The organism is Shewanella sp. MM_2022_3 (genome assembly GCF_022557375.1).
Lineage (GTDB): Bacteria > Pseudomonadota > Gammaproteobacteria > Enterobacterales > Shewanellaceae > Shewanella > Shewanella xiamenensis.
On record NZ_JAKZGV010000010.1, the window covers coordinates 99,463 to 118,966 of the forward strand.

Consider the following 19,504-nt stretch of genomic DNA (forward strand, 5'->3'; position numbering starts at 1 on the left):
CAACAGGCAGACAACAGGAGACAGACTAATGACCGCTTACAAGAAAGTACCCAATTCAAATATCGAAGTCCCCGTATGGATGGACGCTAGCGCCTTAACTGAAAAGTTCAGTATTCCCAAGCGCCAGCGTAATGCCATGTTAATCAGCCGCCTGAAAGCCAAGTTATTCGGGGGTGCAAGATGAGCGTCTCTATTGCACTTGGTCAACAGTTTCGTAAAGCCCGCGCGGAGCACGGTTGCAGCGCGGGTACTATCGGCAACTTAATCAATGTTACCCAAAGCGAATGGCTCGCCTTTGAACTGGGCATGAAAACCCGCCAGCCGCTTACCGTGGTCCAACTCAAAAAAGCCGCCGACTTTATCAAGCTGCAAATCAAACCTGCCACTATCGCCAACGCGCTAAGGGGGCGGTAATGGATAAGGGATTAATCTATGTCTCGTGTGGAATGGGCACAAATTCAATCGCAATCTTAGCGCGGTTCGCTGAGCTTGGTATTCGACCTGACATTATTACTTTTGCTGATACTGGTGCGGAAAAACCGCACACTTACCAGATGATTACAGTTGTTAATAATTGGCTTTTTTCTATCGGTTTTCCGCAGATTGAGGTGGTAAAAAAGGTTTATAAAGGCGGCCGTATCGCTAATTTATACGACCATTGCAAAGATAGGAACATGCTTCCATCACTTGCATACGGCTTTAAAAATTGCAGTCAGAAATTCAAAATCGCCCCACAAGATAAACACTTAAACAACCATCCTCTAGCTAAAGCGTTTTGGGCTACAGGGAAAAAGATTATTAAAGTTGTTGGTTACGATATTGACGAAGAGCGTCGCGCTGACAATGCTCCGATCGAAACCAAGAAATATAAAATGTGGTATCCACTCATTGAGTGGGGTTGGGATAGGGAGGATTGCATTAACGCAATCCTTAGGGCTGGTTTGCCAAGGGTTGGCAAGTCGGCTTGCTTTATGTGCCCAGCATCCACCTATAACGAAATAAAAATGCTCAAGGAGCATTACCCAGAACTGATAGAAAAGGCGCTTGAATTAGAATCTGCCGCCGAGTTGACATCAGTTAAAGGGCTTGGTCGTCGTTTTAATTGGGGTGAGTATCTTTCTCAGCCTGATTTATTTGGTGAGTTTCCATCAGATTGGGATATGCCTTGTGGCTGTTTCGATGGGGGCGCATTAGATGATTGACACTATTGCTAAACCAGTAAAGGGTGCGCGGGTGCCCATATCCACTGTTGAGATAATAGAGGATTTGCCGCCGCTCACCTTCGAACCTCAAGACCTAACCGCCCCAAGGGGCGGTATTTTTGTATCCGAATTTGACCAGCGCAATGCCGAAAAGCTAAAGCTGGATTTATGCCGCAGAAATCAGGCTTATTTTGCTGAAATTGCACTCCAAGACCAAAGCCCCGCAGGGCGGGCGAAGCCCGAGAAAGCTAGGCTAGTCAAGGATTGCAAAAGTCCGACACGCCACACGGTAGCAACGACAAACACCCGTAAGGAAGCCCGCATTGGTCGCTATCTTGAACATTTACGCGCCAAGGATAGCGAGGCTCACGGCAATGTTGCTGCCTCGCTTGGCGTGAATCTCGAAGCCTCAGAGCGTTTTATTGTCCGTGATGTTTACGAAAAAGCCCCTGAAACCGTGGCAAGTCTGCCAGAACTCGGGCGGGTAAACCTTGAAACGGGCGAAATGTTGCCACCGATGGACAACAGTACCCGCAAATCAGACCGTAGCGGCGTTGTCCTGAATAAAACGCCCGTTGTCCGAGTTTCACATCGCGCATGGTCAAATGAATACCGGTTAAGAGTGCAAGCCGATATGCCGCCGAGTGACGCGCCGCCGCAACAGTCGGGTGACCGTGTGACCAAAGACTTAAGCAGTCGTGGCGCTCGCAATATTTTGGACTCGGGCGCGTATGTGGCCGCAGTGCGCGGCGGGTTTACCACGTTTTTAACGCTCACATTCAACAGTGCCGCCCGTGAGCGGATTATCAGCGGCGAATCGACCATAGGCGCGGAGTGTTCGCGCTTCTTTGATGCGATTAGCAAAATGTATCTGCGCGGCTGGTCAGCCGATGGGGCGATTCTTAAATCAGAAAACGGCTTTGACTATATCGGCGCAACTGAGACTGTGGAGCCAACGGGCGACAAGCTTGATTATCTGTGGGTTGCCGAGGCACCAAAAAACAAAGAGGGTGAAGTTAACCCGCATTGCCACGTGTTACTGCGCTGGCAAGTTGAGCCGCATTTGTTCCATGACTGGGCGGCGCGTATTGAGGCGCTTTGGGGGCAGGGCTTCGCTAATCTACAACGGATTAAAAGCGCCAATGCAGCGGGCGGCTATTTGCTTAAAGCCTTGGGATATCTGACTAAAGGCGAGAAGGCAGACCAAGGCGAAATTAAGGGAAACCGCTACAACATTTCAAAATCTGCCCGCGCCTTGCCGTGGGAAACCATCGCCAGCTATCACGCTGAACACATGGCCTCAATCATTGGCGAAATCAAATACAAGCTTGAAAACCGCGCCGCCCCTGTGCGCCGTGAAATTGGCCGCGCCTATGGTGCGCTTGAAAAAGCCATTAGGGACAAAGCTGTAATGAAGGCACAAAACCGCGCCGATGCCCTCGCCAAAATTAATAAGCGTATTGCCGAGCTCGAACAAAAAATCAAAACCAGCAAGGCGGCGCTTAAGGCGGGCGAGGTTCGCGCCCAAGATTATCAACTCACGTTCAAGGGTGCCGAGGCACTTTCTAAGTTTTTCAACTGGGCGATTGGTGCCCGTCAATGGCAGGGCTTAAGCAGTGCTAGCGAGTTTATGCCTAACAAGATTTGTCAGCGCCTTTGGACAAAAGGCATTAACGCCGCCCGCGCCACCTATAGCGCGGTGCGCAATCGCCTCGCTGAAAAAGAATGCCTTTGGTCGGCATGGCTGGCAGAAAAGATAGCGCCAGAGCGCGACCTCGAAACCGAAATTTTAAACCACCAACAAAACCTGAAGGAGTACTACCAATGGCAATTAAAGCCTTGTTAGAGCAACACCAAAAAATCGGCCAAGTGATTGAGGCAGCAGAAAAGGCTATGCCGTTTCAAGCCATTGCCTTAGCCAAAAAAGCCGCCAGTCAAAGCCATGATCTCTTAGGCGACATTATCGAGCACGTTGCCGAATTAGATAAGCGCGTTAATGTTTTGGAGGGGCGTAATCATGGGTAATCATGCAAACAAACGCGCCGCCGCAGCTGTACACAATGCCCGCTATGCCGAGCGTGAAGCGATTCGGCCAAATATCACTAAATCGCCTGGTCAAACGGTGGCTAAAAAAGTCGAACCTTTATCCAGCGAACCCGTTAAGTCCGCAGCCAAACCTAAACGCCGTTGGCTTGGTTCAATACTGGCAGTACTAGCGGCTTTTATGCCCACATCATTAAGGGGGTAGCATGGCACGTAAACCTAAAAACGAGGATATAGGCGAAATCCTTTGCCCATTCTGCAATGAAAAAGCCCCAGTGCGCCGCGACTGTAACGGCAAACTCTACTATGTGAGTAAGGCGGGAATGATTAAGCCTAACTTACCTACGGGGCAAGATTGGATGCTTGAAAATGCCGTGATTTGGTCGCCAACACAAAAAGCGGGAAACCAAGCCGTAACGGAACCTGAAACCGCCAAGCCGTTAACGAATCCGGTCATCATTAACGGGGTTAAAATCCCGCCCATTCCTGCCCGTGTACCCGTTAACGAGTCCGCAGGACAAATCCCCGTTACAGGGGCAGAATCGACAACGGAGGAAAAGCCAACCTTTATTAAATGGCTAATCGGTTAACCAGCCTGCCAAAGCCCATTAACGGCGTGATGCCGTAACAGTCCCAAGGGGAAATTATGTTAGAACAAGACCAACTGCCCGAAGAAGATTTAACAGGCGTAGAAGCCGAGCATTTTAGCGAGTTCGACGCAGCACTAGCAGCAGCCCAGCAAATCGAAGGGGGCGGACTCCAAGCCGAAAACCAAGGTTATCAACCCATACAAGCCGCCCATGTATCGGGTAGTGAGCTTATCGCGCCGATTATTGGCCTTACTTGCGCCATTTTTGCCCCTAACTGGAATATTGCGCCAGAGGAACAACAAGCCCTTGCCGATAGCTACGGCGCATTAATCGACAAGTATTTCCCCGAAGGGGCGGGAGCCTTTGGGGTCGAGCTGAATGCGCTGATTATCACGGGGGCAATTCTCGCACCGCGCTTTAAAACCCCACGCCATGCTGAAAAGGAGGTGAAAAACGATGACCAGACCACCGAAAAAGCGGATTGATACCAGCCGCAAGGCCGATGTGCGGGTCGTCTGTGGTGCTACGGGGTCAGCAAAGTCGAGCTATGTTAAGGCCGAGCTTAAGCGGCTTAAATGCCCTAGAGTGATTATTTGGGATCCAGTGGATGAATACGGCGAGCTTGAGGGCATTGTTAAAGTAACCACCGCTGCCGCATTGGTGGATATTCTCAGGCGTTATCCAAGGGGCGCGTTAAAGGTTCGCTTTGTCACCACTAACTTTAAGCTGTTTGAAGTGTGGGCGCAGTGCGCCTTTAGTTGGTGCAATGCCGCCGTGGTCGCCGAGGAAATTGCCGATGTCACCAGTCCCAGTAAAGCGCCGCCATGGTGGGGGCAGGTGATACGCAAAGGCCGCGCCCGTGGCCTTGCGCCTATCTTTGCCCTAACGCAGCGCCCCGCCGAATCCGACAAAACCGCATTGGGTAACGCAACCATTATCCGCTGTGGTCGCTTAAGCCGCGCCGCTGACCGCCGTATGATGGCTGCTGAAATGGATATTAGCCCCAGCGTACTCGCCAAACTGGTGCCGCTGGATTATGTCATGAAGGATATGAATACGAATAAAGTTGTGCGAGGAAACGTCGCTAAAAAAGCAATAGAACTTATTCCTCTTTGCAACTAATAAAAATTATTGATTTATATTCACGTCATGCTAAGTTACTTGGATTCGCTAACACATGGTATTGATTGTGATTGAAAATTTAACCTCGCAGATGAAAGCTACATTATACAAACGTGCATCAAGCCCATTATTCAGTTCATTTTGTATATCATGGTTGATTTGTAATTATCGAATCTTAATCTTGTTTTTTTCATCCTTAGAACCTCGTTACAAAATATACGAAATTGAATTGCTAACAGGTAAGGAGGGTGCTTTTTGGAGTTTATATCTAATACCGGCTTTTGTGGCTGTTTTTTATGCGACTTTATTCCCACATTTAGAGAATGGAATATACAAAATATGGTTATCTGGTAACAGGAAACTAATTAACTCTAAGGCAGAAAGCGATGGGGAGACCAAGCTTAGTCAAGAGCAGGTGAATAACTTAAAAGCAGAGCTTTACTCCTATAAACAGTCGTATTTAGACTTGCTGGACTCTAATAATTCAGAGATAAAAGAGTTGAAGGAAAAACTCAGCTCTCAGGTCGAAGATTCAAAGAAAACTCTGACAGAAAAAGAAGTGGAATTAAATTTGAAATATGGTGATGACTTAAAGAAAGCTACAGCGACTTTTAATAAACAAATAACTTCATTGACCCAGTCATATGAAGACGCCAATGCCAAGCTAAATGAAGCTCGCACTGAAATAGAGCGCCTTATGGAAAAGGTCGCACTTTTGGAGCCTAAGAATGTAGATTTAGATGATCTAAAATATAAAATTCTTGACTTATTGGTTAATTCCGCATCCTTTACTTACCCGAAACACTCATTACTTCAGCAGTACTCAGGTACAAAAAAATTAGAGGTAGATGCAGTCATTAATGGCCTTGTGAATTCGCAGTATGTCAAAATTAAAAATACTATTAATCAAAAGGAATTGTTGGAAATAACAGAAATCGGTAAGAGATTTTATCAGTCATTAAGCGCATCTAATTAAGTACCCGTTAACGGGTACGCTTTTCTCCCGCCGAAAATCCCCGTATATCTATAAGCGCACTTAGCCAACGCTGTGAAGCGTAGGCGCGTTAACCCGCCGTGAGGCGCTTATAGTCTGCCGTGAGGCAGCGTATCCCAAGGGGAAAACCATGCTAAAAAAATACCTGCCTTTTGTGGCGATTGCTGTCGGCGTTGTCTATGCCGCGAATCGCGTCCCGTCTGTTCGCCGTTTAATTGGTTAAGGGGTAGAACATGCGCACAACAGTTAAACTCCCATCATTTTCAAACGTTGCCGCAGGCAATACCGCCACCTTAGAACTGCCTATTGGCCGTACCTACGACAAAATTCACGTTCAATACTCGGGCGTGACCTTGGCGCAAATGAAAAATATCCGTATTGAAGTCAATGGCAAAGCCATTCTCGAATTTAAGGACGGCCAAGCCTTAGCGGATTACAACAAGTTCTATAAACGTAACACCGTTACGGGCGTGTTGGACTTCCATTTCAAGCGTGATGAAATGAAAACCTTGCTCGAAGGTCGCATGTTTGGCTTAGGTACTAAGTCGGGTGCGTCTGGCATCATTTCTAACGTGACCATGCGCATTGAAATTGACGCCGCCGCGACAGCGCCAAAGCTGGAAGGGTTCGCGATTCAATCCGATGCCGCCGAGATTGGTTACATTACCAAAATCAAAAACTTCCCTGTTGCGCTAAATACTGGCGTGACCGAAATCGACAAAATCCCGCGCCCAGCCTCGGCAAGTATCGCGGCGATTCACATTGTTACTAGCGCCACCGTGACCAAAGTTGAGCTTGAAATGGACTCGCTCAAGGCGTTTGAAGGTAACAAAACCCTGATTGAAAAAATTCAAGTTGACCATGGTCGCAATCCACAAGCTGACCGTGTAACGCTCGATTTTGTACTGGAAGGCGACATGCTCCAAGCATTGCCGCTGAAAGGTCTGCAAGATTTGCGCGTTCGTGTTTATACCGATGACGCAGCGGCGGCGGTTGTGGTGGTGGAATACTTCGACGGCCTAGCGGGTATCTAAGGGGGCTGTATGGCTTTTGATTACCTCACTGGGTCGGTGTCCCAGTACCTCGATGCCACGGCAAAGGCAACTGATACACAGTTACCAACGATTGCGCCAAACCCGTCAACAACAGGTTGGTTTGACCGTGTGAATGAGGGCTTAGGCTCGGCGCTTGGCTTGTATGCGCAGTATGAGCAAATCCGCGCCATGAAAAACGCCAACGGCGTAGGCCAAAAGGAGCTGTTAGAAACGGTTCAAACGCCAGCGCCAAATTCAAACTATGTCTATGCCACGCCAGCCGAGCAAATGAAACAAAAAATGGCTCAAGGGCTGCAAATTGGCACGGGTACGCTCGGGATAGTCGTCGGTGGCTTAGCGCTGTTGTACTGGCTGAGCCGTAAAAAATAAGGGGAGCGCGATGAATAACAAAGCGTTTTTAATGCAGGTAGCGGGCGCGGTAGTGGCTGGCTTAATCCTGAATTATATCAACACACGCAACACCAAGGCTGAGGCTAAATAATGGGTCCGTCTGGTGGCATGTCAAATTCCAGTGCCGCAAGTTCGGGCACTGGTGACCAGTTAAACAACGCTGCCTTTCAGGGTGGCAATGTTTCATTCGGTATCGGAAGCGGTAGCGGGGTAAACACATGGCTAATTCTCGGGATTGCGGCGGTGGCCGTTTACCTGTTGACCCAAAAGAAATAGCCGCCCTTGCATGGGAAAAATTAGCGCCCGCCTTGGGTGATGACTTGCGCACCATTAAAAGCGAAGTCCAGCAAGGCGCGGCGCAATTAATTGCATGGGGTGATAACGAGTTTTTTACTGTGCTGCGCGGTGAAGTGGCCGCAAACGGTAAAGAGCTAGTGATTGTCGCGGCGGCGGGTAAAAACTCACTGCCTTACCTCGATACCATCCACAATCAAGCAAAGGCGCAGGGGTTCGCCAGCGTTCGACTACACACCAAGCGCCCCGAAGCCATGCTCCGTATGGGCAAGCGTTTTGGCTATGAAAAGGCCGAAACCATTTTAAGGGCGGTTTTATAATGGGCTCAAGTTCTCGCAGCGCATCCAGCCAAACAACAAACAACACATCGAACACATTCGGTATCCAAGGGGCTAATAATGGCCTTGTGATTAATGGCAGTGGTAACACTGTCACAGACGGCGGCGCATTTGACCTCGTTGGTCAGATTGTCGATATTTTTCCGCAGCTATTCAGCCAAGGCGCGGGCATGGTCACAGATGGATTCAACGCCGTGACCGATGTCGCCTTAATGGGCGAGCGTCAAAACGAAAACTTTCTAAATGCTGCTGTGGATTTGTTCGGCGAAACCAACTCAGCACAACAAGATATGTTTAGGGTGGGAGCTAACGCCTTAACGGAGTTCGGCGATTTACAGGCTCGCGGCTTTGAAACCATGACTAACGCCACCCGCGACAATCTGAGCGATTCGCTTAAGTTTGCCGATGGTGCGGTAGCGGTTAACGCCGCCGTGTCTCAAGCGTCAATGGACAATTCCAAAAGCCTTGCGACCGTGGTCGCCGATGCGCTTTCAAAGGCCAACGATAACAACACTTATCTAGCGGGTAGCGCCATGAATAACAGCGCCGACCTTGCGGAATCACTCACTAAAACCGCCCTCGATGCGGGCAATCAAGCCAATAAGGACGCCACTGGGCAATTGCAGCGCGGCTTTGACTCCATGATGAGTTTTGCCGAGCAATTTAGCCGCAGTGACGGCGCGGCCTTGGCCGAATCAAACAATAAAACCATGCTTTATATGCTCGGCGGTACAGCATTAATCGCGGGCGCGGTCATTTTAGCGGGGCGAAAATAATGATTATTAATCAAACGATTAACAACGGCTTTTTAACCGTCAACAAAACAGGCGCTTACTTTAGCTTAATCAGCGCGGGCGGCGTGGTAAACGTTCGCCTATCTGAAAAAGGCCGTGTGGTGCTCGATACTAAAATGTGGGTTGGCATGTCCATAGATAAAGCCATTCCATTTGATGAAATCACTATTCAAGGCGATGACGGCGCGGTTACCTTTTGGGCGGGCGATACCTCAATTTCTGGTCAAGCCAATGTCTCAATCAAAGGGGCAACGGCGGTTAGGACAAAAACCGTTGACGTGCTCGGCTCAAAGCTAATCACCTTAAGCGATTTAACCCGCCAAGCGATTCGCCTACGCACCAATAAAGAAGTATTTCTTGGCGGCTCGGGGGTTGATGGGACGGGCTGGCGTTTACCTGTGGGCGTGGTGGAAGAATTGCCAATCGCTGGCAGTTTATACGCCTATAAAAAACTGCCTGAATTAAACGTGCAAAATGCCAGCGTGTTAAACACCTATTCAAAGGCAACGGGAAGGGAAACGGATAGCTTATCGGCTGGTGAGTTTCACGTAAGCAAAGACGGCAACACCATTTTAGCGGGTTCACAAAGCTTCATTGATAGATTTCGTATTTCAACAGACGGCGGCGCGACTTGGTCGCAGCCAGCGTGGACTAATGATGTCGCCATGCAAGGTGCGGGATTTTACCTTGTTCACCATCGGGCGCGGAGCAAGCTTTATTTGCTGATTGCTACTAATGGCTCATCAGGCTCAACACGATTTTTTGTGTCGAATGATGACGGCGTGACCTTTAGTTACCTCATAACTGCCAGCGCCTTGGATTTAGTCGGAATCGGCTATTTAAACTTTTTTCCTTACGGCCATATCATCGAAAACAAGTTGTTTTTCTCTGCAAGCGAATGGTGGGGGTTATTGGATTTAGACACCTTAACATTCAGCGGCGTAGCGAAAACGGCAAGTTATACCGCCGCAATTCAAAAAGTTGTACCAGAGTTGGGTTCGTCACAGCGTTATAACGCCAGAATTACCAGTAAAGATGGCAAGCGGATTGTAGGCGGCATTTCAAGCCCTGTGCGGCGAACATTCGCCAGCAATGACGGCGGCGTGTCATGGTCGGTTGTGGTGAATGAATTTTTAACCCTTGAATTTGACCAAACAGGCGAGCAAGTTTGCGGCTTATCCATTTATGGCACTGTTTACCCTTATTTTTCAAATGATGGGGGCTTATCATTTGTTCGCTACACCGGTGCGGGCACTGTCAGTAATAAGCCGCTGGTGAATTTCTATAATGACATTTGGATAAAGCCTAAATACGGCAGCGTGTTAGCGTTTTACCTCGTTAATGGGGAATATCGGCATGACGAAGGCAACGTTGAAGGGCTGAGAGAAAAGGGCGGCTACGTGATCAATGAAGCGGGGCATTTAATCACAGGGCAAAGCAGCGCCGCAGGTGAAGAAATGCAGCGCGTAGAATTGAGCGTTAACGGTGACTTAAGCCCCGCTTTGGTCGAAGTTATGGAGTTATTAAACTAATGCGCCCGCTTATCGTGATTACCGCAGGCGCAGCCATGGCAGCGGCGGGGTGGTGGTGGCTTAAAAACTCACAAAAGCCATTAACGCCCGTTGCCGTTAACGGTTCGCCCACATCAAACACCGTGACCGCGCCGACTGAATCGGAGCGGTACAAACCCACTTATGCAAACCTCGATTGGCTCGATATTTTCTCGGCTGAAAGTTTCGAGGACATTATCTTTCAACGCACAAGCCCCGCGCCTGTGGTGCAAACCCCGTATTTGTATCCAGAGCCGCCAGCGGAGCCAGCGCCACGCACCGAGGTAGGCAATAGCATGTTACCCCCTAAAGGCATTCAAAATAATAACCCGCTCAACGTAGAAAAGAGTGGCGACCAATGGCAAGGCATGACGGGCAATGATGGCCGTTTTGTCATCTTTTCATCGCCGTTCTACGGTATCCGCGCCGCCGCTCGCATCCTTAAGAATTACCGCGACAAGTACGGCCTAAATACCGTGGCTGGCATTATCAACCGATGGGCACCGCCAAGTGATAATAATCCCACCCAGCGATACGCTGATTTTGTGGCTACTAAGGCAGGGCTACAAGTTAACCAAGTTATTCCAACCGCATATTACTCGCGGGTAGTCTCGGCCATGATTCACTTTGAAAACGGATACAACCCATATGACCAAAATACCATTACCAGCGCAGTGGCCGCAGGGTTTAACTAACAGCCTAATCGCCGTGGCGGCGATTTATGGCCTGTATGTTTTTAGCAAAATGTACTCGGCAGGCGACCGATTAGCGGCGCAAATTACCGAGCCAATCGGCCAAGCATGGTCGGATATTGCGGCATGGACTAACGGCTATAAGCCTGTTGAGTTCTCAAGCGCGGCATTCTACCTAAACAGTAAATACGTGGCCGCAAACGGCTTTATCGACCCCACTTGGCGGCTGATTATGGAGCGCAGCAACTCGGGCATTGCCGCGCTATTTAACAAAATCGCCCCGCAAGGCGTTTTACTGCCTAAATACAATTACTTAATCAATGGCGAAGTCAGCGCAAAAACCATAGGCTAGGGGGCTTAGATGCAAACTTTAACCAACTATTTAACGCAGTGGTCAACGTGGCGCGGCCTAGTGCTGATTGGTGCCGCCGTAGCGGGTGTTCACCCTGATTTAGTTAACGCAGTGGTCAACGTGGGTGATGTAGTGGTACAGGGCGTTGCCGCCTCAGCCGCCGCCAGCGTGGGCGCGTGGGACGTATTCAAAAACGAGCGTAAAAAAGATAAAACAAAAGTATGGCGGGGCTGATATGCACGAAGATGAAAAGAAAAAACAAATGGAATTGCTCAAAGGCGGCGGGATAGGCGGCTTTGGCGTGGTCTTACTGGGCATGATGTGGAATATCCAATCGGGCATAAACGAAAACCAAGCCAGCCTGAATAAAGTCATTAACGAAATCGACAAGCGGGTAGTGGCGCTCGAAGTCAAACAGCAGCGGGAGGATATTTATAATGTTCAGCGGCTTACCAAGTGACTATAGCGTGGCGGTCAAAACACCTGACCCGATAATCGTTAAAATCCAGCCGAGTGACTCGCTAATCGCCATATTTGCAGGCGTGTTAATCATTGCCGCCGCATGGGTTAAGCGCAAATACTAATCTGGTTCGTTGCCTAGTTAAACTAATGCCGATAAGTCTCGTTATCGGCATTTTGCTATTTACTCGCTACGCTTCACGGTTCGCTTGGCAGTCTTAGCAAACGCCTTTTTCGGCGCAACAATAGGCGACTGTTTAAGCTTGGTTAGCGTGTTGATGATCACCTCTAATTCATCCCTAATGGCGGCGGCTTCTTCATCACTGCGTAAACTATCGACCTGAGCCGAGAGCTTTTCCTTTTCGGCGCGGTCAAAGCGGTTAAACTGCCTATCAAAAAACACGTTTAACAACTGGCCGCTGGTAAAGGTCAGATTCTTATATGGAGTTAATAGCTTACCATCGTGGCTAAAGCCGAAACCTTGCCATTCTTTAGATTCTGGTATCGAGCGACTCGCTAAGTAAGCGAGTCTATCAATCCAAGGCGGACAACTTGTTGACCACCAATAACGAACAGTTCTCGGACTAACATCACAAAACTTGGCCGCAGCGTTATAGTCGATTCCGTCGGTGCCATTTCCAAACGTGGCTAAAAACCATCGGCGCGTACAAGTTTTCATAGGGCTAAATTCCTTCTTATTAGATTTATTTGTCATAACAAAACCCTTTAAGTCAATTAATAAGTAATAAGCTCGTAATTTCTTAAAACGTGACAAAAAAGGCTTTTCCTATGAAAACGCCGCCAAAGCTCCGTATCAATCACTTATCTTGATTTGCAATATTTGCAACTGCGTACAATGTATATTATGTTAAATTGTATATTGAAGAGAAAAACAGTTCTCTATGGATTTACGTTAAAGTACTTTCACTTCTGCTGATTCTGCTTGATTGAGGATTTATTGGTTTAAGGAAGAAATGCTATTGCTTATATCGCGTTGCTACGTGAATGCTTGCAGAGATTACTCCACATACAGTGCTAAAGAATTCACATAGCATCGCGTTTTATATCCTGATGTTGGTGTTTATTATTACTTGGATCGACTTTTGATTTTGCAATCAATCTCTTCATTTGCCTACGGTCAAATCTTAAAGCCCGACCACAGCTGGTTGTGACAGTTGGCTTCCTTGAAGTCGATAGCCATGATTATAAATATTTGCTCGACCATCACGGCAGAAACCGACTAAAGTCACATTGCTTTGCTCCGCAATCTCAGTAGCCAACGCCGTCACGGCTGACATAGCAAACAGAATTTGAATACCGACACTTGCCGCCTTTTGTACCATTTCAAAACTGGCGCGGCTGGTTAACAATACCGCAGCGGGTTTTGCTGCATACCGTACAGACATCGCCCCGATCAATTTATCTAAAGCGATATGTCGGCCAATATCTTCAAATAGATAAATCACCTCCCCGTTTTCATTTACACCAATTGCAGCATGGGTTGCACCAGTTAAAGCAAAAGTCTGTTGTAGTTGTTTGACTCGGACTAAAATCGGGTCGAGATGGGCAATGTTGAATCGGATATCTGATCCGACGACTTGAACTGGTTTTACAGCATCTTTAAGCTGTGCAACACCACAGAGACCACAGCCAGTGCGTCCCGCCATGCTACGGCGATGCTCCTTTAACTCATTGAAACAGCGTTGATTAATCTCTATCTTAATGATCACGCTATTAGAAACATATTCAAGTTCCACATCTTTTATATCATTAATGGTTGAGACAATTCTTTCCGAAAGCGTAAAACCTATCGCAAACACTTCCAAGTCCTGTGGGCTTGCCATCATGACTGTGTGCGCCAATCCGTTATACACCAACGCCACTCTTACCTCATTGGCGAGTAATTCAGTTTGTTCAACATTCCCTGCCGTGCTAAATCGAGTCACATCGGCTGTAACAACTGAATTAGGGAAAGAATTATCAGCAACCATCAACGCATCTCCTGTTAACTACGTTTTCTAAGCTTCATGGGCCAGCAATAGCGGATTGACAGTTGTCGCACCATAGCCCTTTGTATTGAGCTCGGCATCCAATCCCATCGATGCGATATCATCCGCTGCCGCATCTAACAATGGCAAACGGTTGATAAATAACATCTTAGTATATCCTTTACACACCTCGCAGCTCTCAATCCGTACGGCAGCCTTATGATCGTCAAACGACCAAATAGACATCTCCCGAGATTGTTCGCAGCAAGTACAATGGGCGCGCACATAATGCCACTCGCTTTCACACAGACTGCAATGCAGATAACGCAGCCCTTCGCGGGGTTTATCGACAATCATGCTGGCGACCGGATGACTGCCGCACACAGGGCATAAACTGGACTGCTTAACCCTATTGGTATCCATACGCGCAATCACCATGGGCGCCCAATGGGACCAATAGAGTGACAAACCCGCCCAAATAAATAAGCTAAACTGTGCGGGTACGGCACTAAACTGCCCTTGCCTCAGTTGATTGCCCCACTGGAGCAATTGGACTGGCGATTGCTCCAGTAGCTCCTGGAGAACAGGCACTAAATGCGCGGGCACTTGGGATTGCAATTCTGTCAGCAATGCTTGCAATGGTTGTAACCAATCCTGAGCCGTTTGAGTTTGGCTTAGGGACAACGGATATGGCGCCTCAACGTCAATCATTGGTGCTGGGCCCATATCCGTTGCCGCCAGTTTTTGCTGCGCAGACACTAGGATTTGGCAGAGCTTAAGATAATCCGCCAGCGGAGAATCCTGCGCTAATTGGGCTAAACGACGTGCTCTATGTTGATAAATTTTCTCAGGATCTGCCGCTTTTAGCGGTTTCAAAGCTAAGGGAGATTTATCAACAAAACTTAACGGGATATCGCTGGCCATCTTCATCGCTATTATTCCTCGTGTTCTTCTAACATGGCTGGGTGGTGCTTACGGGCCCAAGCCTTAGATACTTTGCCGTAGAGCATCCCAGTGATAGAGCCTTCAATCCAGCAGGCCATCCATACGTGTACCACTAGTGATAACAGCATTAATATGCCGCAGGCCGAGTGGACTAAGGTGGCCCAATTGACGGCTTCTGCCGAGAACATGGGGGCAAAATAAGGTTGCCACATCATGATGCCGCTGATCAGAAACGCCAGTACAAAAACCACAAAGGCGCGGAATAACATTTTCTGACCTGGGTTGTAGTGGCCCACGGGCGGAATGTTCTCTTCTTTTTGCAGTAACACCCACACCACGGCTTTCATCCAGGGCAAATCGTATTTATTCCACTTATTGTGCTGGTAGTAGCGGATTAACATCACCGCCAGCAGCAGACACATGGCGATCCCGAAGAATGGATGCATCACTTTTGCCAGTTGTGGTGTGCCAACAATGCCACTGAGCCACTGGAACGAGGGATAAAAAAACGAGAACCCCGTTAGAAAGGTCACTAGGCCAACAAAGACTATGGTCCAGTGACACAGACGATCAACGAGCTTATGGCGCACGATCATTTCTTTATGACTCATAGTTTTTCCTCCTCTTTGACGCCGGCATCAATATAACCAGGCTGATCTTCCTCGACGATGTTGCGCCCTACCGCAATGCGGTGCATCAGGGCGAACGCCGCCGTTGCGAGCAAGCCTGCGGTGCCCAACGGTTTGAGCCAATCTTGACGCCATTCGGTTGCCGCAGGGATTTGCGGATCCTTGGGCATGCCATAGCTTTCGGGTTGCGTGATGTCGTGGAGGATCATCATCATATGCGTTCCGCCAACGCCCTCTGGGCTATAAAGTCCCGCCTTGCTGAAGCCACGTTCCTTTAACTGCTCGACGCGTTTTTCGGCATAGAACAACATGTCTTCGCGGGTACCAAAGCGCAGTGCTCCCACGGTGCAGGTTTTAACGCAGGAAGGCTCAAGGCCAACGGCGAGCCTATCGGAGCACAGGGTGCACTTATAGGCTTTGTTATCTTTGGCGCTGATCTTAGGCACATTGAAAGGACAGGCACTGGCGCAATAGCCGCAGCCAATACACTTGTTCGAGTCAAAATCCACTGTGCCATTGGCATGTTGCACAATCGCACCGCTGGTTGAACAGGCTTTTAAACAGGCTGGATCGGCGCAATGCATACAGGCTGTGTGGGTAAATTGCCAACGCAACTTATTGTTATCCATCACTTCGTGATACTGCATTATGTTCCAGCTTTCCGGTGACAGTGTCATCGGGTTCTGGTAACTGCCTTGGAAAGTACCGACATCTTCACGAAGGTCATTCCATTCGGAGCAGGCAACCTGACAGGCCTTACAGCCGGTACATTTCGTCGCATCAAACAGCTTAGTCACCTGCTGGACCGCTCCAATGCGTGCTTGAGACGCTGGGGTGATGTCCGTGGTGCCTGAGATGCGGATAATATCTTGAGAAGCCATAATTAGAAGCCCTCCGCTTTGGCAATATTCACAAGGAATGCTTTGTATTCAGGGGTTTGGGTATTGGCATCGCCCACAGATGAAGTCAGTTCGTTAACGATATAACTCTTCTGCGTCAAGGCCTCGTAGCTGCCATGGCGTGGAATACCAATGGTATGGACTTTTTTGCCCTGAACCATCATGGGTTGGAGCCGTTTAGTGACATAGGCCTTAGTGACAATATGCGAGCGCTTAGAGCTCACCTTGACCCAATCACCGTTATTGATGCCCTTTTCCGCCGCCAAGGTTTCATCGATTTCGATAAAGTGCTGTGGCTGGGTAATCGCAGCAAGGTGACAATGTGTGGTCCAGTTGTTGAAGTGCTCCGTCATTGAGTAAGTGGTGCCAACATAGGGGAATTCTTCATTGGTACCAAAGCTTTCACGTAAGCCTTTGAACATCCGCGCCACCGGGTTATTGGTGACCTTAGGATGTAGCGGGTTACTCGCCAGTGGTGATTCAAACGGCTCGTAATGCTCTGGGAATGGGCCATCTTTTAAGTCACGCAGCGCAAATAAGTGGCCAACGCCATCGGCTTGCATGATGAAAGGATGGGCCGATTCTTCGGCATTCAATTTGGCATTAAAATCTGGCACATCAATGCCCTGCCACTTGTTGTCTTTATACTCGAGCAGTACACGGCTTGGATCGCGCGGCTTACCTTGCACGTCGCAGGAGGCGCGGTTGTACAAGATGCGCCGGTTTGCTGGCCAAGCGAATGACCAATTTGGGGTAATGCCTTTGCCTGATGGATCGCTATTATCGCGACGCGCCATCAAGTTGCCCGCTTCGGTCCACATGCCTGAGTAAACCCAAACACCACATGAGGTTGATCCATCGGCTTTTAACTCGGAGAAACCATTGAGTAACTTACCGGTAGTGAGATCATAACCATTCATCTCCCGCGCGATTTCCTCTGAACTAGGTTCATGTTCGATCGCATAGTCCCATTTAATGGCTTCAATTGGCGCAGGTAAACGACCACCCTCTTCACGGTATAAACGTTTTAATTCCAGCATGATGCCAGAAAGAATTTCAGGATCAGACAAGGCTTCGCCGGGTGGATTTGCGCCCTTAAAGTGCCATTGTAACCAGCGGCTTGAGTTGGCAATTGAACCACTTTCCTCAGCAAAACAGGTCGTGGGTAAGCGGAAGACTTCAGTTTGAATACTGGCGGTATCCACATCGTTAAACTGACCTGCATTGCGCCAGAAAGTGGAGGTTTCGTTTGCAAGTGCATCCAGCACAACTAAGAACTTCAGATTCGATAAGCCCTTAGACACTTTTTGTTTATCGGGCTGAGAGTTAAGCGCGTTGATGCCTTGGATAAAGTAGCCATTGACCTCACCGTGAACCATCATGTCGATTTGCTTGTTGATATCGTACTGTTGGTCCCACTTTGGCAGCCAGTCATAGCCATAATCATTCTCTGCCGTCGCATGTTCACCGAAGAATGCTTTTAACAACGACACGGTAAAGGCTGGGTAATTGTGCCAATAGTTGGTTTGGTTTGGTCTTAAGGCTTTTGGGGTGTAATGGGCTAAATAGTTTTGTAAATCAACATCTTTATCTTGAGGTAATTTAAGGTAACCCGGTAAGGCTTGGCACAATAACCCTAAGTCCGTTGCGCCTTGAACGTTTGAGTGACCACGCAGCGCATTCACGCCGCCGCCCATGATCCCCATATTGCCAAGCAGCAATTGGATCATCGCCATGGTGCGGATGTTTTGCGCGCCGACGCTGTGCTGTGTCCAACCTAGTGCATACAGGAAGGTGGCGGCTTTATGGTCAACATGGGTTGCCCCAATTTGCTGACACACTTCAAGATAGGTTTCTTTAGGCGTCCCAGTGATACTGGAAACTGTGTCGGGATCGTAGCGATCAACGTGTTTTTTCAGCAGGTTAATCACGCAACGAGGATGACTTAAGCTAGGGTCGACCTTAGCGTAGCCCTCTTCATCTAACTCATAGAACCAAGTAGATTGGTCGTATTTATGGTTAGCTTCATCGTAGCCACTGAATAAACCTTCATTAAATTCAAAGTCTTCCCGCACGATAAACGAGGCATTGGTATAGGCTTTGACATAGTTTAGGTTGATTTGCTGGGTTTCGAGCAGGTAGCGGATCATGCCGAGTAGGAAGGCAATATCGGTGCCCGAACGAATAGGCGCATATAAATCGGCGACGGCAGCACTGCGGTTAAAGCGCGGATCGACCACAATCAACTTGGCATTGTTGTGCTCCATCGCTTCTGTCACCCAACCAAAACCGACGGGATGCGCTTCGGCAGCGTTACCGCCCATCACAATGGCCAGATCGGTATTTTTCATATCTGCCCAGTGGTTAGTCATAGCGCCGCGGCCAAAGGTGGGCGCCATCGCAGCAGGTGTCGGAGCGTGACAAACGCGGGCGATGTTATCTATGCCTAACATGCCAATGGCACGGCCAAATTTATGAGTAATGTAGCAGCCTTCGTTTGCCTGGGCCGATGAAGTCATCATGCCTAGACTGACTAAGCGGTTAACGGTTTGACCCTGGGCATTTTTTTCAACCAGATTGGCATCACGCTCGTCTTTGATAAGTCTTGCGATACGCTTAAAGGCCTCATCCCAGCTAATGCGCTGCCATTTATCCGAACCAGGTAAACGCACTTCAGGATATTTTAAACGGTGCGGGCTATTCACATAGTCAACCAAGCCAGCGCCCTTAGGACACAGAGCTCCACGGTTAATTGGATTATCGGCATCGCCCTCGATATGAAAAATGCTCTGCTCCGCATTTTTCCCATTACTGCTCTGGCTGTACATCAACAAACCACAACCCACAGAGCAGTAGCAACAATTGTTACGCGTCTCTTTTGCGCGTAGCAATTTAAAACCTCTGACGGATGCAAATGCCTTTTCGGACATCAACCCCAGTGCAGAAATAGCAGAAGTCGCGGCTCCCACAGCACAGAGTTTAAAAAACTGTCGTCTATTCATTGTCATTTCACACACTCTCTTTTATGTGCTCACAAGTTGCAGCGAATACGCTGCATGCTTGAGTAGAGAACTTAACCCTACTCAAGGTGCGAGTATAAAAAAGTGACTAATAATGACAATTTCCGACAGGTGATCGAAATCACATTAAGCTTTCAATGGAATAATA

The 19,504-nt window shown here is 48.5% G+C and carries 25 protein-coding genes; 19 read left to right on the plus strand and 6 right to left on the minus strand.

Annotated elements, in window-relative coordinates; translation table 11 throughout:
- The first annotated feature begins 28 nt into the window (after window positions 1-28).
- From MMG82_RS08455 to MMG82_RS08545, 19 genes are all read left to right on the plus strand, one after another.
- Window positions 29-184 (plus strand): hypothetical protein, encoded by a 156-nt coding sequence (locus tag MMG82_RS08455; protein WP_241406730.1) that lies wholly within the window; start codon window positions 29-31, stop codon window positions 182-184.
- Entirely contained in the window at window positions 181-414 is a 234-nt protein-coding gene (locus MMG82_RS08460; protein WP_241406731.1) for a hypothetical protein, read from the plus strand. The genes MMG82_RS08455 and MMG82_RS08460 overlap by 4 nt, the downstream gene beginning before the upstream one ends.
- On the plus strand, window positions 414-1,202 hold the full coding sequence (locus tag MMG82_RS08465; RefSeq protein WP_241406732.1) for a phosphoadenosine phosphosulfate reductase: 789 nt from the start codon (window positions 414-416) through the stop codon (window positions 1,200-1,202). Before MMG82_RS08460 ends, MMG82_RS08465 begins: the two co-directional genes overlap by 1 nt.
- Complete coding sequence (locus tag MMG82_RS08470; protein ID WP_241406733.1) at window positions 1,195-3,048, plus strand: hypothetical protein; 1,854 nt, start codon at window positions 1,195-1,197, stop codon at window positions 3,046-3,048. Before MMG82_RS08465 ends, MMG82_RS08470 begins: the two co-directional genes overlap by 8 nt.
- A complete protein-coding gene (locus MMG82_RS08475; RefSeq protein ID WP_241406734.1) occupies window positions 3,027-3,227 on the plus strand; it encodes a hypothetical protein in 201 nt (66 codons plus the stop codon). The genes MMG82_RS08470 and MMG82_RS08475 overlap by 22 nt, the downstream gene beginning before the upstream one ends.
- Window positions 3,220-3,450, plus strand: a complete 231-nt coding sequence (locus tag MMG82_RS08480) for a hypothetical protein (protein ID WP_241406735.1) — start codon at window positions 3,220-3,222, stop codon at window positions 3,448-3,450. Before MMG82_RS08475 ends, MMG82_RS08480 begins: the two co-directional genes overlap by 8 nt.
- A 1-nt stretch (window position 3,451) precedes the next feature.
- Window positions 3,452-3,835 carry a hypothetical protein gene (locus tag MMG82_RS08485; RefSeq protein ID WP_241406736.1) on the plus strand — a complete coding sequence of 128 codons (384 nt, stop codon included), beginning with the start codon at window positions 3,452-3,454 and terminating at the stop codon, window positions 3,833-3,835.
- A gap of 56 nt (window positions 3,836-3,891) precedes the next feature.
- The gene (locus MMG82_RS08490; RefSeq protein WP_241406737.1) at window positions 3,892-4,320 is read left to right on the plus strand and encodes a hypothetical protein; all 429 of its coding nucleotides are present in this window, start codon (window positions 3,892-3,894) and stop codon (window positions 4,318-4,320) included.
- Window positions 4,292-4,957: a hypothetical protein gene (locus tag MMG82_RS08495; protein WP_241406738.1), complete on the plus strand. Its 666-nt coding sequence runs from the start codon at window positions 4,292-4,294 to the stop codon at window positions 4,955-4,957. The genes MMG82_RS08490 and MMG82_RS08495 overlap by 29 nt, the downstream gene beginning before the upstream one ends.
- Before the next feature lie 67 nt (window positions 4,958-5,024).
- Window positions 5,025-5,933 (plus strand): hypothetical protein, encoded by a 909-nt coding sequence (locus MMG82_RS08500; RefSeq protein WP_241406739.1) that lies wholly within the window; start codon window positions 5,025-5,027, stop codon window positions 5,931-5,933.
- 251 nt (window positions 5,934-6,184) lie between these two features.
- Window positions 6,185-6,985, plus strand: a complete 801-nt coding sequence (locus MMG82_RS08505; RefSeq protein WP_241406740.1) for a major capsid protein P2 — start codon at window positions 6,185-6,187, stop codon at window positions 6,983-6,985.
- 9 nt (window positions 6,986-6,994) lie between these two features.
- Window positions 6,995-7,375, plus strand: a complete 381-nt coding sequence (locus MMG82_RS08510) for a hypothetical protein (protein WP_241406741.1) — start codon at window positions 6,995-6,997, stop codon at window positions 7,373-7,375.
- A 239-nt stretch (window positions 7,376-7,614) separates the two neighbouring features.
- Window positions 7,615-8,010, plus strand: a complete 396-nt coding sequence (locus tag MMG82_RS08515; RefSeq protein WP_241406742.1) for a hypothetical protein — start codon at window positions 7,615-7,617, stop codon at window positions 8,008-8,010.
- The gene (locus MMG82_RS08520) at window positions 8,010-8,804 is read left to right on the plus strand and encodes a hypothetical protein (protein ID WP_241406743.1); all 795 of its coding nucleotides are present in this window, start codon (window positions 8,010-8,012) and stop codon (window positions 8,802-8,804) included. Before MMG82_RS08515 ends, MMG82_RS08520 begins: the two co-directional genes overlap by 1 nt.
- A complete protein-coding gene (locus MMG82_RS08525; RefSeq protein WP_241406744.1) occupies window positions 8,804-10,354 on the plus strand; it encodes a glycoside hydrolase in 1,551 nt (516 codons plus the stop codon). The genes MMG82_RS08520 and MMG82_RS08525 overlap by 1 nt, the downstream gene beginning before the upstream one ends.
- Window positions 10,354-11,067, plus strand: coding sequence for a hypothetical protein (locus MMG82_RS08530; protein ID WP_241406745.1), 714 nt, complete (start codon window positions 10,354-10,356; stop codon window positions 11,065-11,067). The genes MMG82_RS08525 and MMG82_RS08530 overlap by 1 nt, the downstream gene beginning before the upstream one ends.
- Entirely contained in the window at window positions 11,021-11,416 is a 396-nt protein-coding gene (locus MMG82_RS08535; protein WP_241406746.1) for a hypothetical protein, read from the plus strand. Before MMG82_RS08530 ends, MMG82_RS08535 begins: the two co-directional genes overlap by 47 nt.
- Window positions 11,417-11,425: 9 nt before the next feature.
- Complete coding sequence (locus MMG82_RS08540; protein ID WP_241406747.1) at window positions 11,426-11,650, plus strand: hypothetical protein; 225 nt, start codon at window positions 11,426-11,428, stop codon at window positions 11,648-11,650.
- A 1-nt stretch (window position 11,651) separates the two neighbouring features.
- Window positions 11,652-11,876: a hypothetical protein gene (locus MMG82_RS08545; protein ID WP_241406748.1), complete on the plus strand. Its 225-nt coding sequence runs from the start codon at window positions 11,652-11,654 to the stop codon at window positions 11,874-11,876.
- Window positions 11,877-12,059: 183 nt separating this feature from the next.
- Here the strand turns inward: MMG82_RS08545 and MMG82_RS08550 are convergent, their stop codons facing one another.
- The 6 genes from MMG82_RS08550 to fdnG form a co-directional block, all read right to left on the minus strand.
- A complete protein-coding gene (locus tag MMG82_RS08550; protein WP_241406749.1) occupies window positions 12,060-12,590 on the minus strand; it encodes a phage protein in 531 nt (176 codons plus the stop codon).
- Between the two features lie 430 nt (window positions 12,591-13,020).
- Window positions 13,021-13,866: a formate dehydrogenase accessory sulfurtransferase FdhD gene (fdhD, locus tag MMG82_RS08555; RefSeq protein ID WP_347154607.1), complete on the minus strand. Its 846-nt coding sequence runs from the start codon at window positions 13,864-13,866 to the stop codon at window positions 13,021-13,023.
- Window positions 13,867-13,893: 27 nt separating this feature from the next.
- Entirely contained in the window at window positions 13,894-14,793 is a 900-nt protein-coding gene (gene fdhE / locus MMG82_RS08560; protein ID WP_241406750.1) for a formate dehydrogenase accessory protein FdhE, read from the minus strand.
- A gap of 5 nt (window positions 14,794-14,798) precedes the next feature.
- Window positions 14,799-15,419, minus strand: coding sequence for a formate dehydrogenase subunit gamma (locus tag MMG82_RS08565; RefSeq protein ID WP_037430467.1), 621 nt, complete (start codon window positions 15,417-15,419; stop codon window positions 14,799-14,801).
- Window positions 15,416-16,318 (minus strand): formate dehydrogenase subunit beta, encoded by a 903-nt coding sequence (gene fdxH, locus MMG82_RS08570; RefSeq protein WP_144346519.1) that lies wholly within the window; start codon window positions 16,316-16,318, stop codon window positions 15,416-15,418. Before fdxH ends, MMG82_RS08565 begins: the two co-directional genes overlap by 4 nt.
- 2 nt (window positions 16,319-16,320) lie before the next feature.
- Window positions 16,321-19,338: a formate dehydrogenase-N subunit alpha gene (fdnG, locus tag MMG82_RS08575; protein ID WP_241406751.1), complete on the minus strand. Its 3,018-nt coding sequence runs from the start codon at window positions 19,336-19,338 to the stop codon at window positions 16,321-16,323.
- Window positions 19,339-19,504: the final 166 nt, after the last annotated feature.

Excerpts from the sequence above, each read along its gene's own strand:
- MMG82_RS08455 (WP_241406730.1), top strand. The coding sequence starts at position 29 with ATGACCGCTTACAAGAAAGTACCCAATTCAAATATCGAAGTCCCCGTA.
- MMG82_RS08460 (WP_241406731.1), top strand. The coding sequence starts at position 181 with ATGAGCGTCTCTATTGCACTTGGTCAACAGTTTCGTAAAGCCCGCGCG.
- MMG82_RS08465 (WP_241406732.1), top strand. The coding sequence starts at position 414 with ATGGATAAGGGATTAATCTATGTCTCGTGTGGAATGGGCACAAATTCA.
- MMG82_RS08470 (WP_241406733.1), top strand. The coding sequence starts at position 1,195 with ATGATTGACACTATTGCTAAACCAGTAAAGGGTGCGCGGGTGCCCATA.
- MMG82_RS08475 (WP_241406734.1), top strand. The coding sequence starts at position 3,027 with ATGGCAATTAAAGCCTTGTTAGAGCAACACCAAAAAATCGGCCAAGTG.
- MMG82_RS08480 (WP_241406735.1), top strand. The coding sequence starts at position 3,220 with ATGGGTAATCATGCAAACAAACGCGCCGCCGCAGCTGTACACAATGCC.
- MMG82_RS08485 (WP_241406736.1), top strand. The coding sequence starts at position 3,452 with ATGGCACGTAAACCTAAAAACGAGGATATAGGCGAAATCCTTTGCCCA.
- MMG82_RS08490 (WP_241406737.1), top strand. The coding sequence starts at position 3,892 with ATGTTAGAACAAGACCAACTGCCCGAAGAAGATTTAACAGGCGTAGAA.
- MMG82_RS08495 (WP_241406738.1), top strand. The coding sequence starts at position 4,292 with ATGACCAGACCACCGAAAAAGCGGATTGATACCAGCCGCAAGGCCGAT.
- MMG82_RS08505 (WP_241406740.1), top strand. The coding sequence starts at position 6,185 with ATGCGCACAACAGTTAAACTCCCATCATTTTCAAACGTTGCCGCAGGC.
- MMG82_RS08510 (WP_241406741.1), top strand. The coding sequence starts at position 6,995 with ATGGCTTTTGATTACCTCACTGGGTCGGTGTCCCAGTACCTCGATGCC.
- MMG82_RS08515 (WP_241406742.1), top strand. The coding sequence starts at position 7,615 with ATGGCTAATTCTCGGGATTGCGGCGGTGGCCGTTTACCTGTTGACCCA.
- MMG82_RS08520 (WP_241406743.1), top strand. The coding sequence starts at position 8,010 with ATGGGCTCAAGTTCTCGCAGCGCATCCAGCCAAACAACAAACAACACA.
- MMG82_RS08525 (WP_241406744.1), top strand. The coding sequence starts at position 8,804 with ATGATTATTAATCAAACGATTAACAACGGCTTTTTAACCGTCAACAAA.
- MMG82_RS08530 (WP_241406745.1), top strand. The coding sequence starts at position 10,354 with ATGCGCCCGCTTATCGTGATTACCGCAGGCGCAGCCATGGCAGCGGCG.
- MMG82_RS08535 (WP_241406746.1), top strand. The coding sequence starts at position 11,021 with ATGACCAAAATACCATTACCAGCGCAGTGGCCGCAGGGTTTAACTAAC.
- MMG82_RS08540 (WP_241406747.1), top strand. The coding sequence starts at position 11,426 with ATGCAAACTTTAACCAACTATTTAACGCAGTGGTCAACGTGGCGCGGC.
- MMG82_RS08545 (WP_241406748.1), top strand. The coding sequence starts at position 11,652 with ATGCACGAAGATGAAAAGAAAAAACAAATGGAATTGCTCAAAGGCGGC.
- MMG82_RS08550 (WP_241406749.1), bottom strand. The coding sequence starts at position 12,590 with ATGACAAATAAATCTAATAAGAAGGAATTTAGCCCTATGAAAACTTGT.
- fdhD (WP_347154607.1), bottom strand. The coding sequence starts at position 13,866 with ATGGTTGCTGATAATTCTTTCCCTAATTCAGTTGTTACAGCCGATGTG.
- fdhE (WP_241406750.1), bottom strand. The coding sequence starts at position 14,793 with ATGAAGATGGCCAGCGATATCCCGTTAAGTTTTGTTGATAAATCTCCC.
- MMG82_RS08565 (WP_037430467.1), bottom strand. The coding sequence starts at position 15,419 with ATGAGTCATAAAGAAATGATCGTGCGCCATAAGCTCGTTGATCGTCTG.
- fdxH (WP_144346519.1), bottom strand. The coding sequence starts at position 16,318 with ATGGCTTCTCAAGATATTATCCGCATCTCAGGCACCACGGACATCACC.
- fdnG (WP_241406751.1), bottom strand. The coding sequence starts at position 19,338 with ATGAATAGACGACAGTTTTTTAAACTCTGTGCTGTGGGAGCCGCGACT.